The 14,434-nt window shown below is 65.5% G+C and carries 15 protein-coding genes; 7 read left to right on the forward strand and 8 right to left on the reverse strand.

All coding sequences use genetic code 11. The features are described from left to right. From VKP62_10200 to VKP62_10220, 5 genes are read right to left on the reverse strand one after another with little or no spacing between them, the layout of a single operon-like run. On the reverse strand, positions 1–897 hold the full coding sequence (locus VKP62_10200) for an MBL fold metallo-hydrolase (GenBank protein ID MEB3197560.1): 897 nt from the start codon (positions 895–897) through the stop codon (positions 1–3). Further along, positions 864–1,871, reverse strand: coding sequence for an NAD-dependent epimerase/dehydratase family protein (locus VKP62_10205; GenBank protein MEB3197561.1), 1,008 nt, complete (start codon positions 1,869–1,871; stop codon positions 864–866). The genes VKP62_10200 and VKP62_10205 overlap by 34 nt, the downstream gene beginning before the upstream one ends. Further along, on the reverse strand, positions 1,868–2,878 hold the full coding sequence (locus VKP62_10210) for a beta-ketoacyl-ACP synthase III (protein MEB3197562.1): 1,011 nt from the start codon (positions 2,876–2,878) through the stop codon (positions 1,868–1,870). Before VKP62_10210 ends, VKP62_10205 begins: the two co-directional genes overlap by 4 nt. Then, positions 2,865–3,176: an acyl carrier protein gene (locus tag VKP62_10215; protein MEB3197563.1), complete on the reverse strand. Its 312-nt coding sequence runs from the start codon at positions 3,174–3,176 to the stop codon at positions 2,865–2,867. Before VKP62_10215 ends, VKP62_10210 begins: the two co-directional genes overlap by 14 nt. After that, a complete protein-coding gene (locus VKP62_10220) occupies positions 3,173–4,948 on the reverse strand; it encodes a fatty acyl-AMP ligase (protein ID MEB3197564.1) in 1,776 nt (591 codons plus the stop codon). Before VKP62_10220 ends, VKP62_10215 begins: the two co-directional genes overlap by 4 nt. Positions 4,949–5,195: 247 nt before the next feature. Between VKP62_10220 and VKP62_10225 the strand changes: the two genes are divergently transcribed. The 7 genes from VKP62_10225 (at position 5,196) to VKP62_10255 (ending at position 11,634) form a co-directional block, all read left to right on the forward strand. Further along, positions 5,196–6,206 carry an aromatic ring-hydroxylating dioxygenase subunit alpha gene (locus VKP62_10225; GenBank protein ID MEB3197565.1) on the forward strand — a complete coding sequence of 337 codons (1,011 nt, stop codon included), beginning with the start codon at positions 5,196–5,198 and terminating at the stop codon, positions 6,204–6,206. Between the two features lie 10 nt (positions 6,207–6,216). Continuing rightward, positions 6,217–7,365 (forward strand): GNAT family N-acetyltransferase, encoded by a 1,149-nt coding sequence (locus VKP62_10230; GenBank protein MEB3197566.1) that lies wholly within the window; start codon positions 6,217–6,219, stop codon positions 7,363–7,365. A gap of 6 nt (positions 7,366–7,371) precedes the next feature. Beyond that, positions 7,372–8,529 carry an ATP-grasp domain-containing protein gene (locus VKP62_10235; protein MEB3197567.1) on the forward strand — a complete coding sequence of 386 codons (1,158 nt, stop codon included), beginning with the start codon at positions 7,372–7,374 and terminating at the stop codon, positions 8,527–8,529. A 178-nt stretch (positions 8,530–8,707) separates the two neighbouring features. After that, on the forward strand, positions 8,708–9,169 hold the full coding sequence (locus VKP62_10240) for a hypothetical protein (protein ID MEB3197568.1): 462 nt from the start codon (positions 8,708–8,710) through the stop codon (positions 9,167–9,169). 42 nt (positions 9,170–9,211) lie between these two features. Further along, positions 9,212–9,706, forward strand: coding sequence for a DUF3788 family protein (locus VKP62_10245; protein MEB3197569.1), 495 nt, complete (start codon positions 9,212–9,214; stop codon positions 9,704–9,706). Positions 9,707–9,892: 186 nt separating this feature from the next. Next, positions 9,893–10,666, forward strand: coding sequence for a hypothetical protein (locus tag VKP62_10250; protein MEB3197570.1), 774 nt, complete (start codon positions 9,893–9,895; stop codon positions 10,664–10,666). Between the two features lie 38 nt (positions 10,667–10,704). Next, entirely contained in the window at positions 10,705–11,634 is a 930-nt protein-coding gene (locus tag VKP62_10255) for a hypothetical protein (GenBank protein ID MEB3197571.1), read from the forward strand. A 54-nt stretch (positions 11,635–11,688) separates the two neighbouring features. Here VKP62_10255 and VKP62_10260 read toward each other — a convergent pair whose 3' ends face one another. Genes VKP62_10260 through VKP62_10270 form a run of 3 tightly spaced genes read right to left on the reverse strand, consistent with a single transcriptional unit; the run spans position 11,689 to position 14,380 of the window. Continuing rightward, a complete protein-coding gene (locus tag VKP62_10260; protein MEB3197572.1) occupies positions 11,689–12,279 on the reverse strand; it encodes an acyltransferase in 591 nt (196 codons plus the stop codon). Further along, the gene (locus VKP62_10265; GenBank protein ID MEB3197573.1) at positions 12,276–13,517 is read right to left on the reverse strand and encodes a glycosyltransferase family 2 protein; all 1,242 of its coding nucleotides are present in this window, start codon (positions 13,515–13,517) and stop codon (positions 12,276–12,278) included. Before VKP62_10265 ends, VKP62_10260 begins: the two co-directional genes overlap by 4 nt. Then, the gene (locus VKP62_10270) at positions 13,514–14,380 is read right to left on the reverse strand and encodes a glycosyltransferase family 2 protein (protein ID MEB3197574.1); all 867 of its coding nucleotides are present in this window, start codon (positions 14,378–14,380) and stop codon (positions 13,514–13,516) included. The genes VKP62_10265 and VKP62_10270 overlap by 4 nt, the downstream gene beginning before the upstream one ends. Between the last annotated feature and the right edge of the window lie 54 nt (positions 14,381–14,434).

A 14,434-nucleotide genomic window follows, 5' to 3' on the forward strand; every position in this document is an offset into this window, starting at 1 on the left:
TCACCTGGTCTGCTCCGCGCGCTGGTCGAAGGGGGCTGATTGCAGCGGACGCACGGCTTCCGGCAACGCCTCGAACGTGGCCAGGCAGTGCGACGGGATGATGCGCACACCGCTTTGCCGCCCGTGCAAGGTGTGCAGGCGTCCCAGGGTCTGGCGATAGGCGTGGCGATCCGAGAACAGCAGGGTCGCGATGGGGTGCGGCTGGATGTTGTCGCGAAAGCTCTTGGCGAGCCAACAGGCATCGCCCACCAGGAAGGTGGGCTGCGCGAGGCCTGGTAAGAACAGGCCCACGTGACCGTCCGCATGCCCCGGCAGGGGCACCACCAGCACGCTGCCGTCGCCAAACGGATCGTGCGCCCGCTGGAAAGGAAGCAAGGCGTCCGGCAGGGCGCGCTCGCTGAAATCCTCCACGTAGCTCGCGCGCGCTTCCAGGTCCTTCGGCAACAGGTCAGGCAAGAATGCCTTGGCCAGGGCCCGGAACCCTCTTTTTCCGCGGATCGACTCATAACCCGCGCGCGCACAGACCACGCGTGCGTGGGGAAAGTCCGCGATTCCGGCGATGTGGTCCGCGTGAAAGTGGGAGATGAAGATGGTTTTGACCTCGGCTGCGTGGATGCCCAGCGCCTGCAACTGCGCCACGGCGGTTTGCTCTGGCCTCAGGGTGACGGGGGTGACGCGGGCGTACAACGAGTACGGGAAGTTGTCGCAACGCGTGAGAAACCGCCGAGCATAGCCGGCGTCAAAGAGCGCCACCCCGTGTTTGGGATGCACCATCACCCCCACCAGCGAAGGGAAACAAATTGGCCCGCGCCGTCCGCCGGCCAGCACCATGTGTTCGCTATGGGTGCAGTGCCCCGCGGCGATCACGAAGAAACGGAGGCTTGTTGGGCTTTCCACCAGCGTGCATACCTTTCTATGCCTTGTTCCAGACTGACGGTCGGCTCATAGCCGAGTTGCTGCCGGGCGGCGGTGAGATCAAGGGTCTGACTGGTGCCAAGCAATCCAACGGCATAGCGCGTCAAGACAGGCTCATTCCCCCCCCAGAGCCGTGCGCCGGTTTCCAGGCATCCTGCCAGCGTCAACGCCAAGGGCAAGGGAATTCTCAGTGGCTGGAACGGAATCCCCAGCGCGGCAAAGACTTGCTGCAAGAAGGGCAACACGGCGCGAGGTTCGCCGTTGGTGATGTTGTATTTGCCGCCCAGAGCCCCAGCTGGCGCGCGCTGACATTGCAACAACGCGGCCACCACGTTGTCGACATGGGTGACATCCACCTGCGCATCGCCGGAACCAAAGATGGGCAGGACCCCGCGGCGGGCAGCCCGAATCAGGCGTGGCATGATGGCGGTATCGCCTGGTCCAAAGATGCCACGCGGCCGGATCGTGATGACGGGCAAACCCTGTTCAAACGCGCGATCAATCTCGTTCTCGGCCAGGAACTTGGTCTGGGCGTAGGCGTTCACGAAGCGTGGGGGCAAGGGCTCGCTCTCGCGAATATTGAGGCGATCGGAGCCGGTGAAGTAGAGGCTCGGGGTGGACACGTGAATCAGGCGTTGGACGTGGTGCCGCCGGCAGCCTGCGATGACGTGGCGCGTGCCCAGCACGTTGGCGCGATGAAACGCAGCATAAGGTCCCCAGGGCGATGAGAGTGCCCCCGCGTGAAATACCGTGTCCTGGCCTGCGCAGGCGGCGACCACCGCCGCCTCGTCGGCGAGATCAGCCTGAACAAAGCGCATCCCGCTCGCTGCGAGTTCAGCGCCCACGGTTTGATTGCGGCCCAGCGCCGTGACCTCCCAGCCCCTGCTGATCAAGGTCTCGGCCAGGTGGCGCCCCAGGAATCCGGTGGCTCCGGTCACCAGTGCTTTCACGTTCAGTATTCCAGCAAGACGGCGCCAACCGAAAAGCCCGCCGACGTTCCCAGCAGCAACACCCGATCGCCCCGCTTCAGCCGCTCGCTCTGAATGGCTTCATGCAGCGCGGTGGGGATCGAGGCGGCAATCATGTTCCCGTGGGTGGGCGCAATCACCATCCAGCGATCTTCGGGAATTTTCAAGCGGCGCTGCACCAGCCACAAGGCGGCCAGACTGGCCTGATGCGGCACCACCAGGTGAATGTCATCCAGGGTCAGCCCTGTGGGGGCCAGCAGACGCTCAACAAACCCCGGTAAGACCTGGGCGCTGAGCTTGAAAATGGCCTTGCCGTCCATTTCAAAGGTGCAATGGGCGTCAATGAAGCTCGCGAGATCCCCCTCAAAGCGCCTCGGGTGATAGCGACTGCCCCCGGCGCGTGCCTGGGAGAGTTCCGCGGCCGAACTATAGGTCTCCATGCGCGAAGCGAGGATGGCGGAGCCGTCGTTCGCCTCCGAACGGGCGATGACGGCGGCGGCCGCGCCGTCACCAAATATGGTGGCACTCTCCTTGTCATCCCAGTTGAGGGCAATCGAGGCGATTTCACTGGACACCAACAACACCCGCCGGTAGCGCCCCAGTTGAAGCGCATCGGCCATAAGGTCCAGCCCCACCACGAAACTCAAACAGGTGGAGTCGATGTCAAAGGCCGGCACGCCGGAATCCGCTTGCCCCATGGCCCGTTGAATCAACGCGGCGGTGCAAGGAATGCCCTGTTCGCGTGAGCCACTCACCCCCACCAGGCAATCAATATCCGAGAAGTTCAGGCCAGCCGCCTCCAGCGCGGCCTTGGCTGCCTTGGCTCCCATCTCGGAGGCCGTTTCCGGCCCCGCGAAGTGCCGAACCATGACGCCCGAGTGCCGTTCCACCCAGCCTGCTTCCAGGCCCAGCCGACTTTCAAGCTCGGCGGCCGTGACGCGCTCGGCCGGCAGATACTTGCCAGTTCCCAGAATTTTGACGTTACGAGCCTGCATGAAACACCTCCGGGACGGCGCCGACCTGAGACGTGATGAACGTCAACAAGGAACCCACCGTGAAGGCAGGACCCTGTTCGCGATCGCTTTCCTCCAGGTACCAATCGACCAGCGTGAACTTGAGCTCAAACGCTTCTTCTAGCGAACGTGAGACCTGCATCAGTTGAAACGAATCACACCCCAGATCCGCAGCCAAAGACAGGTCCGCGTGCAAATCCGAGAGGGTGAGCTCAAGCCCCACGGCCCCGAGCGCCTCACAGAGCAGCTCCCTCAACTGGTCATCAAGACTGGTGTTCACATGTGTCCCCGCTCCTGATTTTCGACACTCAGGCGTTGCAACCACGCGCGGCCGACCCGCCGCGTGGCTGACCACAAGGGGTTGTCCGCGGCTGGCGCGAGCGTCCCAGCCAGGAAGCGCTCGCGCGCCAGTTGGCGCCGAACCTTGCCTGAGCTGGTTTTCGGAATCTGACCCGGTGTCAGAATGGCCACATGATCCGGGTGCAGGGCCAGGGTTTCGCGCAATTGAGCCGCCACCGCCGCCGCCAGTTGCGGATATTCTTCTGCGGGTTGGCGGGATTCCGCGAGCACCACCACTTTCTCGGTGCCGCTAGCGGGATCAGGCAAGCTAAACGCGGCCACGTTTCCGGCACGCACCCCCGGTACCTTGCCCACCTGGAACTCCAGGTCTGACGGCGCATAGTTGCGGCCCGCCTTGATGATCAGATCCTTGCTGCGGCCGGTGATGAAAAGCTCGCCATCCGCCAGATAGCCGCGATCGCCGGTATCCAGCCAGCCGTCTTTTGCGGGGGAAAGCGTGCGATCTGGGCTTTCCCAGTATCCCTGCATCAGCGAAGGCCCGCTCACCCACACCTCTCCCACGGCACGTTCCGGCAAGACACCACCCGTCGCGTCCTGAATCCGAACGGCGTGGCCGGGAATCGGAAAGCCCACGGACGCCACCGTGGCGGTGCGACCTTCCTCAGGCGGCCCGGCCACTTGCTCGCTCTCCAGCCGATCGGCCGACAACCTGTCCAGACGTAACCCACGCTCCGGCGGGCAAAACGTGACGGCCACCGCCATTTCGGCCAGGCCGTAGATGGGGGTGATCGCCGAGGGCGCCAATCCGTAGGGCGAAAAGCGGGTGGCAAACGCGTGCATGGTTTCGGCCTGCACGGTTTCTGCGCCGCTGTAGGCCAGCCGCCAGCTGGTGAGGTCCAGGCCTTGCAGCTCTTGATCCTGCAGGCGCTGGGCGCAGAGATGATAAGCAAAATTGGGCGCCGTCGAGATGGTGCAGCGAAAACGGTCAATGGCCCAGAGCCAGCGCTTGGGGTCCAGCAAGAAACTCTGCGGGCTCATCAAGACCAGGGGGGTCCCTCTGAAAAGCACGGTGAGCAACATGCCAATCAGGCCCATGTCGTGATACAGCGGCAGCCAGGAGCAGGCGCGGTCTTCCACGCGCAGCCCCACGGCGGCCACGATCGAGGCGATGTTGTTCAGGAGCTGGCGATGCGTCAGCACCACCCCCTTGGGCTGACGCGTCGAGCCCGACGTGAACTGGATCAGCGCGACGGCATCCGGATCCAGCGTCAGAGCGGCTGGCGCCGCGTGACCATTCAGGTTTTCCGGCACCACCACCGGGACGCGCGCCCCCGCCGCGTAGGTCGCCGACTCGATCACCTGCCGGGCCCGCGCGAAGGTCACCAGCAAACGCGGTTTGACCGACGTGACCTGCGCCGCCAGTGCGCTTTCATAGGCTTCGAGGCCGTTCAGGCGGGCGGGGGGATAAAAGGGCACGGCGATCGCGCCAAGCAGCAGGGTGCCGAAGAAGGCGTTCAAGAAGGCCACCCCGGTTGGCAGGCCGATCATGACGCGATCGCCCCGCTTGACCCCAAGCTGCGCCAGCGCACCTGCCGCGCCGGCGGCACCTTCATACACCTGCTGGAAGGTCAGGGCGGTCTCCCCACCCCGATCATCGAGCCAATGAAGGAACACGTCTTGCCCACGCTCAGCCGCCTTTTGCGCCAAGACCGCCGCGATGCTCGAGCCAAATTGATCCCAGGCGAGTGTCACAGGTTCCCGTTCTGTGTGATGGAGCAGACGAGCGTTGGGGCGAAGGTGAGCCGATTCGGCCTGACCCCACGTAGCCCTCAGACCTTCCGAGCTCCATGTTCCCTGATGCATCCCCCCCGAACCCATGCGTCGCACGTAACACGCGACACGCATCATCGGTGGCAATCCAGCTAGAATGGGCGGTGCACGGTCACGCGCGGAGCTACCTCACGCGGCCGCCTCGTGCCCGGCCACTCGAGAGACCACCGTGACGATCAATTTCAGTGCCCTTCAGGACGACTGGTTGGTGCTCTGCACCTCCGGAGAGCTGAAACAACGGCCTCAAGCATTCCAGTTATTGGGGCAGGACCTCGTGGTTTACCGCGACCCCCACGGCCAGGTTCACGCGTTTCTCGACCGTTGCCCTCACCGCAATGTGCGTTTATCCGAAGGCCGCTTGTGTGACGGCTTGTTGGTGTGTCAGTACCACGGTTGGGAATTCGACACCCAGGGGCGCTGCGTCAAAATACCCGGTCGACTCGCGGAACACGACACGCGCGCACCGGGGTTGAAAAAGATTGCACTGCAGGAAACCGCCGGCCTGGTATTCGCTTGCCTTGGCGATCCAGGCGACAAGCCCCCCTTTTTACCAGCCGTCGTCAACGACCCCCAATACGGCTGTGACGCGCATGCCAACCACGTGGCAGCCGATGCGAAAAACATCGTGGAAAATTTTTTGGACCCCTTTCACACGCATTTCGTGCACGCCGGCCTCATCCGCAACCGAAGCGAAGTGCAGCGCAGCCTCAACCAAATCAAACGCCGGCACATGCCGCGGGGGTTTGAGATTGAATACCTGACGACCGAACGTCAAACCGGTGTGCTGGCACGCTTTGCGCCCCCCATCGACCAGGCCTTTGGTCGCTTTCGATTGCCCGGAATCGTCGAGCTGGATTACCGGACAGCGGGTGTCGTGCAGTTTGTCAACTGCATGTACATCACCCCGCGCACGCAATCCAGCAGCAGCTTGTACTTCCGGGTGTTCTTGCGTCGAGGGGGCTTGCCGCCCAGATTCGTTTTTCTGGTCGCGGGGGCGATCGCCAAGCGCGCGCTGAAACAAGACCAGCTCATTCTGGAAAAGCAGACCCGACGGGCCCTGGAACTGGGGGGCGAGTTCTACTGCAACACCGAACTGGACCTGGCACGGCGCCAGCTGGATTACCTGTACGATGGCAGCGCGCAGCAGGTGGAGTTCCACGACCTTCAGGCCCTGATCTAGTGCGGCCGCGATGAACCCGCAACTCGTCCACGCATCCGACTTCGATCAGCTGGCCTGGCCAGCTGACCCGGACAGCGTCTATGCGCGTGACTGGTTGACGTTTGTGGGTCGTGAGGGTACCAAGGCGGCGATCGCCAATGCCCACGTGGAGGTGCAGGCCCTGGTCTGGCCTGAAGCCGTCTTGCCCGTGACGGTCACGCATGGCGACCTGGAAACCTGCTACGTGGCAGGTCCGTATGCCAACTTCATCGCCTACGCTGAAGCGGAACTCTTCACCATCAAGCAGGCTGCGGTACGGGGGGGGATACGCGTCATCCTCTCCGGGTTGGGTACGCTTCTGCGTTTCGGCGATATCAATCGCATCGCGATCGCCAACAACTACATGTTGTCCACCAACCTCTACCCTGCACTCGACCGGGCCCAGATCGAGCAGGCTGCCACCATCTTGCGCGACGCCCATCCAGGCCATGCCGTGGCATTTCGCTCGGTGGCGGATGTGGGAAATCGACCCATGGTGTCTGCCTTTCGCGACGCCGGCTTCGTGGCGGTTCCTTCACGCCAGGTCTGGTGGCAAGACCCCCGCGACGGCCTCTCACGCAACGCACGCAAGTGCCTGAAACGTGATTTCAAGCGCTTGGAGCAAGGCCCCTATCGGGTGGTGGGACCAGACGAACTCACCGAATCAGACCTGCCACGCTTGCTGTGGCTGTACAACCAGCTTTACCTGGAAAAATACACCCCGCTCAATCCGCAATTCACGCTGGCGTTTCTGACGCACGCCTGGCGCGATCGCCTGCTCTATCTCCAAGCCCTGCGACACGAGGAAACCGGAAGCATCGACGGTATCATGGGGTGTTTTTGGCGCAACGGGATGCTTACCACTCCCCTGTTCGGCTACGACCTATCGCTGCCACAGGAGGTTGGCTTGTATCGCATGCTGGCGGCGTTGGTCTACCGCGAAGCTGAAAAACGCCACCTGGTCGCCCATTGCAGTTCTGGCGCGGCGGAGTTTAAACGCAGCCGTGGCGCACAACCGGCCATCGAATACCTGATGGTTGACATTCGTCACCTGGGCGCCCGTCAACGCTGGGTCTGGAAGCTTTTAAGTCGACTGTTCGAGGGCATCGCCGTGCCGGTCATGCAACGCTACGAATTGTAAGGTGATATGGCCACCATCTTGTTAACCGGCGCGCGCGCGCCTGCCACGCTTGAGCTTGCCCGACATTTTGCCACCGCCGGGCACCGGGTGCTGAGCGCCGACAGCGTGGCGGTCAACCCCTGTCGTCGCTCGCGCAGTGTGGCGAAAAACTTCGTGCTACCGGCTCCCGTGAAGGACTTCGAGGGATTTACCACGGCGATCGCCGACATCTGCCAGCGGGAAAGCGTGGCCTGGGTGATTCCCACCTGTGAGGAGATTTTTTGGGTTTCACGCGCGAAAAGCAGGTTAGAAAGGGCGAGTCAGGTTCTGGCCCCCCATCTCCCCGTGCTCACGATGTTGCACAGCAAGTGGGCCTTTATCGAGCAACTGCGGGAACTGCAAATCCGCGTGCCATCCACCTGGCTGTTGCGGTCCCCCGATGATCTGGAGGCGCTGCGCGGCGCCGTCAATCGCCCCAACCGTCTGGTCTTCAAACCGGTTTATAGCCGCTTTGCCTCACGCGTGCTGTTCTGGCAGGACGGGCAAGCCTGGCCGGACCTGAACCTGGAGGCCCAAATCCCTTGGGTGGCTCAGGCCTGGGTCACCGGCCAAGGCGTTTGCACCTATGGCGTGGCCCATGCAGGAAAACTGCTCGCCCACGCCGCTTATCCCGTTCGCTTTACCGCCGGGGTGGGCGCCTGTATCAGCTTCGAAGCCTTACCCGACGAACGGGTCTTACACTGGGTGGAGCAAGTGGTGGCAGCCCTCTGTCTCACGGGGCAATTTGCCTTTGACCTCATCATCGACGCAGATGGCCAGATTTTTCCTCTGGAATGCAACCCCCGCGCGACCAGTGGGGTGCACCTGTTTGATCACGATGGCGCCCTGGCGTCCGCCTTGATGGGCGAGGCAAAGGCCCTCGTGACCCCGCCGGAAGGAGCCGCTGCCATGCTGGGGCTTGCGATGGGAGTCTACGGCTTGCCTGCGGCTCTGAAACACGGCCAGATGGCTGATTGGGGGGCACTGGTGCTGCGGGCGCGAGATGCCGTCTGGCGACGCGATGACCCCTGGCCGATGGTGGACCTGGCACTCACCTTCAGGGAGTTCGGGAGTATGGCGCAGCAGCGGAAGATCACGATTGCGCAAGCCATGACTTGCGACATCGAATGGAATGGAAGCCTGTGACGTTCGCCTGAGACTCATTTGGCCTGAGACTTTTCCGGACACGTTCCAGGGTTCGGACGGTCATAGGCCTCGTTCCTCGCAGCGTGCGAAGGAGCGAGGCTTTTTGCTGGCAACTTTGACCAGCTGGCGCCAAAACGTTAAAATTAGAATAACCATACTTTAATAAGAGGAACACACGATGCATCGCGTCGCGACACTGTTCGTGGGGGCTGCGCTGGTCGCCGGCCTGTATGGCTGTGGCACCACTGGCCGCACGTCGTTGAACCAGCCCCGTCAAGCGGCGGTGGCGATGGGCGCCAAGACCGCCAAGGCGCCTTCTTTCGACTTCACGGGCATCTCCGGCGACGGGCGAGTCGGCACCAACTTCTACGCTTATGAAGGCGGTGGGATCGAGTTCAAGGCCATCGTGTCCAATCCCGCCGGTCAGCCGCTGACCTACGCGTGGTCGGTGCCGGGTGGCTCGCTGCAATACGAGAACGTGGCCAGCGTTTATTTCAAGCGGGCCGGCTATGAAACCATCTCGTGCACGGTCAAAGACGCCGCTGGACAAGGTGTGACCCGCAGCGTCCGGGTGCTGGTGAACGCCAAGCCTGCGACGCCCCCTCCGTTCCCGCCCAATCCGTTCCCCCCGCGCCCGTAAGCTTTTGAACATCGGCCACCCTGGCGCCACGGAAGCGGGTGGATGGTCGACGGTTACCTGAAAGGTGCGCAGATGCCCCATCCGACCATTCCTTCCGGCCAGGGGCAGCCGCCCCAGCGCGACCAGCTGGCCCGTCAGCTCGGCCCTCGTCTGGCCCTGTGGGACGAGGCCTGTGAGACGGTCCTCGAGATCGGTGCCACCTGGACGTGGGCCTTTTCTGAGAGCACCGGGGTCTGGTCCTACCGCGCTTACCAGGCGGGCAATCGCTTCTTTGTGGCCATGACGCTGACGGCGGATGCCTTCGAGGTGAGTCTGAACCTCAAGTCCGAGGAATGGGACGGCATCCTGGCCACCTCGCCGGCGGAGCAGGCCGCGTTTGATCGCCTGCGGGGCTCGGCCCAGGGGGAAGAACCGGCCTGGGTCCACGTGCCTGTGCGCGAGGCCGCGGACCTGCCGATGCTCGCCCGGATCCTGGTGGCGCGCGCGCGACGGGTGCAAAATCCTCGGCTGAAGGGTGCCCGCAAGCGCTCGCGATGAACGGTCACCCCAGGAGCGGCCAGGGCCGAGACCTTTCGGTTTGAGGCCGGGGGTTCCGTTTGTTTTACAATGATTAACAGCAAATTAACCATTTCGGCCCTATTTGGAACGACGCGGGAAGGCCGCCGGCCGATAGACCTTGTGTGATGGGTGCCCCCCGGGGCAGCAGAGCGCGAGGAGCGAGCGATGTCTTTGGTTCAGACCTGGTTGCGGCCGGCCCTCGAGCAGCAACTGCGGCGCGTCGAGCAACGCTTGGCCCCCAGCCGCCAGCTCGTGCCGACCTTGGCTGGCGACACGTTGCATCTCGCTGGCGGCCAACCGCTCCACGCGCCGACGCAGCGGGCGCTGCGGGACAGCGCGATCGGATCGCGGGCGATGGCGCAGGCGGAGGCCGACGGCGCGATGTTCCTTGGCAACCCCCGCGACAAGACTTATTTCAAGGAGCTGGCCGAGGAATTCGGCTTTGCCGGTCTCCCGACCGTGGAGAGCAAGCAGGCCCTCGACGAGGCCGTGAAGCGGGGGGAGCGCGAGCTCTTCCGGGGCGTCCACGGTCCCGACGCCTACGCCGAGCAGTTCCGCAGCGGTCCCCTGCACGATGCGGCCCGCGGCACCTCGGTTTACGGGAGTGGCACCTACGTCGCCTATGGCCCCCGCGCTGTGGACGTGGCGGACCATTTCCGCAAGGGCCAGGGCCAGATCCTGCGGATGACCCTGAAGGCGGATGCCCGCGTGGTGAAGATCGAGGAGCTTGTCAGGATGCGGGAGGCCGAAGCGGCCTCGCTGCCTCGTTTCCTCCTCTCCGACTATGGCCTGTACGGCATTCACAAGGGCTTCGACGCGATCGATCTGCCTCAGCAGGGCTACATGGCCATCCTCAACCGCACGGCCGTGCGGGTGCAGGACGTGCCCCACGTGAAGCCCTTCGTGCCGCCCGGCATGCGCCCCCCGCAGCACCCCTGAGCCCACCTGCTTCCGTCCCGTCCCCCTCAGAGGCCCCCATGTCGTTCCCGATGACCCATCTGCTAAGGCCCCTGAGGTCGCTCGCAGCCCCGTTGGAAGCGGGTCTGCGACACGTGGGAGCGGTGCAGGAATCTGCGCTTGCGGGCGTGGGTCGTGATGTCTTCAATCGCTCTCCCGAGGCCTCGCGAGCCCTGTCTGTCATGGCCGGGCGACGGGCGCAGGCGGCTCCAGTGACGCTGCTCGGGGCGGGTTTCATCCAGCAGCTGGATCGGGTGGTCAACCCGCTGGGTCACTACAGCGAGCCTGGCATGAAGCAGGCTCGTGAAGCTTTCTATGATCAGCTGTATCGGCAACCCGATCTGCAGGCCCAGGCCCACACCATGCTCAAGAAATGGGTGACGGGCGGCAATGACCAGAACGTGGTACGCGACGCCTTCATGGCCCTGGCTGAGGCTCAGGGGCGGGCTGCGACGCCCGAGCAGACGCTAGTAAGGGATCTGCTCGCGACCCGACAGGAACGCTGGGAGCGCTTGGCCCAGCGGTTCGGTGAGACCGCCCCCACCCACTTCCACCTTTACCGGGGCGTGCGCGGGGAGTACGCCATCGAGGAAATCGTGGCCGCGCTGGAGACGCCGGGCCGCAAAACCGTCACGCTTTCGCATCACACGGTGGCCTCGTGGACGACGGACGTGCGTCAGGCCCGCCGGTTCGCAGATTCGCCCGCCGCGAGCGTGATTTACGAGGCAGACATCCCCATGCATCAGACCCTGGCGGACAAGTGGGTCGACGGCTCCGGTTTCCTGATGTGGTGTGCTGAGCAGCAAGAGGTCATGGTCGCTGCGCGGGAGCTTCAAGTCCCGCTCGATCGCTTCGAGGTGACCTTTCGCGGGAAGACCTATGGCCCGGCCCAACGGGACGACCTGGTGAGAGCCTGGCGGGCCGCTCACCCCCGAGCACAGGCCGCCTGAGGTCGAGGCGGATTCCACTGATGCGGACTGCCCGCGCATCCCTAGAATCCGCCCTCAGGCGCCCTCGCCCAGCGGGCGGATCACGCGGGCCGGCACGCCGCCCACCAGGGTGCGCGCCGGCACGTCGCGCGTGACCACCGCTCCGGCCGCCACCACCGCGCCCGGCCCGATCGTGACGCCTCGCAGCACCGTCACGCCGGTGCCCAGCCAGACGTCATCGCCGATCACGATCGGGGCCTGTTTGGGGCTGTCGCCGCGGCCATCCGTGCCGTGGAAATCGTTGTCGAGCAGGGTGCATCCCGGCGCGATGTAGACCCGGCTGCCGATCGCGATGTGCCGCGAGGCCGACAGCACGCTGCCGTTGTTCACGAAGGTGTCGTCGCCCACCTCGAGCAGCCCCCCCGGGCCCACGTACAGCTGCACGCGCGACAGGTAGCTCCAGACGCAGAAGCGCCGACCGATCACGATCTGGCCGCCCTCGTTCTCGACCACCGGGCGGCCGCGCACGCGGGCCCCGTTGCCGAGGCGATCGCAATGGCGCAGCGCCCAGGGCGCCCACAGCCGGCTGGCCAAGTAACGCCCCGCGCGGCGTAGCCACCGCAGCCAGCTTTCCCCTTCCCGGCGGCTCTCGATTTTCAGCTTCATCCCGCCACGCCCCTTTCCTGGGTCGCCGGGTCCTCGCCGTGGCGGGTGGGAATCCAGCCCTGCGGGCGCCCGCCCAGCGCCGCGGCACGGGCCCGCAGCAGCTGCCATGTGAGCCGCGGCAGCCCGCTCAGGCTCGCCAACATGGCCCCCGCCTGCCGCAGCCCCTGGCCATCCAGCCACAGCGCGGTGGCCAGATAAACCGGCACCAGCGCCAGGCAGGCCCCCCAGACCAGCCCCCAGCCCCAGGGCTGCAGGCCGCCGACAGCCAGCAGGAAACCCGTCAGCCAGACCAGCAGCTGCAGGCTGCGGGGCGGGGCCGTCACGTCCAGCAGCGTGTCCAAGGCCAGCAGGCGGCGCTGTCGCACGGCCGCCTCAAGCAGGGCTCCGGCGTGCCGGCGGGCAGCCTGGGCCCGACCGCTCAGCCAGCGCCGTCGCTGCTGCCCCATGGCCGCCGCGTGGGGCGTTTTCTCATCGCGCACGATCGCCTCGGCCGTCCAGAACACGGCGATGCCGGCTGCGGCCAGCTGGGCCTGCCAGGCACAGTCTTCGACCAGGGTCGGGCGCCAGTTGACCAGCAGCGACTCGAAGGTGGCGACGTCGAAGGCCATGCCGCTGCCCATCAGGGGCGCGCCCAGGCCCAACCAGGTGCGCCCCGCGCAGGCGATGCGGTGCGTGCACAGCTCGCTCAGGGCATCCAGCCGGGCCGTGGGGGTGTCCGCTCCTGCCGGGGCGCGCAGGCCCTGTACGGCCCGATGCCCGCGGGCCAGCGCTGCGGCCAGGGCGGCCAGGCAGTCGGGCGCAGGCCGGTTGTCGGCGTCGGCAATCACCACGCCGCGGTAGCGGCTGCGATCCAGGCTCAGCCAGAGGTCGCGCAGGGCCGCGCCCTTGGTCTTTTCCCCGTCACCCTGACGCTCCAGCACCGTCGCACCGGTGCGACGCGCCAGCGCGGCCGTCTGGTCGGAACAGTGGTCGGCCACCACGTACACGTCGTAGGCCTCGAGCGGATAGGTCTGGGCCTGCCAGGCCTGCAGGGCGCCCGTGATCACGCGGGCCTCGTCGCGGGCCGCAATCAGGACGGCCAGGCGGCTGGGAGGCGTATCGGGGGCCTCTGGCGGGCTGGTCTCGCTCAGGCGGGCGGCGATCGCCCCGACCAGTGGCAGGTACAGATGCAGCGCCTGCAGGGCGAACCAGCCCTGGAGCAGGTGCAGGCCCAGCTGGCCCAGACCCGCGCCGCTCATCGGCAGGTCACCGGCTGGCCCTGCAGGCGCCCGAGGGCCTGCCAGCAGCTGCGTCCCAGCCAGGCCTTGGCCTGGTAAAGGCGCAAGCTCATCGGGGGGTAATGCTTGGCCAGGAAGCGCAGCCGGTTGTCGATCTCCAGCTGCCGCATGGTGGTGACCCGCCCGCGCGATGAGCCCCCGCCGAGGTGGAGGATGCGGGCGATCGGGCTGAACCAGACCGACAGCCCGGCCGCGCGCATCCGCCACTGCCAGTCGACCTCCTCGCCGTACATGAAAAAGGCCTCATCCAGCAGCCCCACGCGCTGGAGGGTGCTGCGGCGGATCATCAAGGCGGCCCCGCAGACCCAGTCGACCGGGCGCGCGACGCTGTGGTCGAAGAAGGTCAGCAGCCGGGCCCGCCCGCTGCGCCAGGGCCACAGGCTCGCCACCAGGCGGTTTTCCAGCAGCGAGCGGGCCGTCCCGTAGAAGCCGTGGGCCGAGGGCTGCAGGCTGCCGTCCGCGTTCAGCAGGCGCGGCCCGAGCGCCCCCACCGCCGGGTGGCTGTGCATGAAGGCCACCATGGCGTCGAGCGCGCCGTCGAGCACCTCGGTGTCGGAGTTCAGCAGCAACAGGTATTCCCCGCTGGCGAGCCGCAGGGCCTGGTTGTTGGCCGCCGCGAAGCCCCGGTTGTCCGGGTTGGCGATCAGATGAACCTGGGGAAACTCCCGTCGCAGCATCTCGGGCGAACCGTCGCTGGAGCCGTTGTCCACCACCCAGACCTCGTGGGAGACGCGCGTTTGCTCGATGACCGTCTGCAGGCAGCGCCTGAGCAGGTCCTGCGTGTTCCAGTTCACCACCACGATCGATAGCACGGGTGTGGCCACAGCTTGCTCCTTTCCCGGGGGGCGGAACGGGTCCCGCTTGCCGGCATCCTAACC

Source organism: Candidatus Sericytochromatia bacterium (assembly GCA_035285325.1).
GTDB lineage: Bacteria > Cyanobacteriota > Sericytochromatia > S15B-MN24 > JAQBPE01 > JAYKJB01.

Bases quoted from the DNA above. Each gene is read 5' to 3' on its own strand.
- VKP62_10245 (MEB3197569.1), top strand. From the start codon at position 9,212: ATGGTCGACGGTTACCTGAAAGGTGCGCAGATGCCCCATCCGACCATT.
- VKP62_10250 (MEB3197570.1), top strand. From the start codon at position 9,893: ATGTCTTTGGTTCAGACCTGGTTGCGGCCGGCCCTCGAGCAGCAACTG.
- VKP62_10260 (MEB3197572.1), bottom strand. From the start codon at position 12,279: ATGAAGCTGAAAATCGAGAGCCGCCGGGAAGGGGAAAGCTGGCTGCGG.
- VKP62_10235 (MEB3197567.1), top strand. From the start codon at position 7,372: ATGGCCACCATCTTGTTAACCGGCGCGCGCGCGCCTGCCACGCTTGAG.
- VKP62_10230 (MEB3197566.1), top strand. From the start codon at position 6,217: ATGAACCCGCAACTCGTCCACGCATCCGACTTCGATCAGCTGGCCTGG.
- VKP62_10255 (MEB3197571.1), top strand. From the start codon at position 10,705: ATGTCGTTCCCGATGACCCATCTGCTAAGGCCCCTGAGGTCGCTCGCA.
- VKP62_10240 (MEB3197568.1), top strand. From the start codon at position 8,708: ATGCATCGCGTCGCGACACTGTTCGTGGGGGCTGCGCTGGTCGCCGGC.
- VKP62_10265 (MEB3197573.1), bottom strand. From the start codon at position 13,517: ATGAGCGGCGCGGGTCTGGGCCAGCTGGGCCTGCACCTGCTCCAGGGC.
- VKP62_10210 (MEB3197562.1), bottom strand. From the start codon at position 2,878: ATGCAGGCTCGTAACGTCAAAATTCTGGGAACTGGCAAGTATCTGCCG.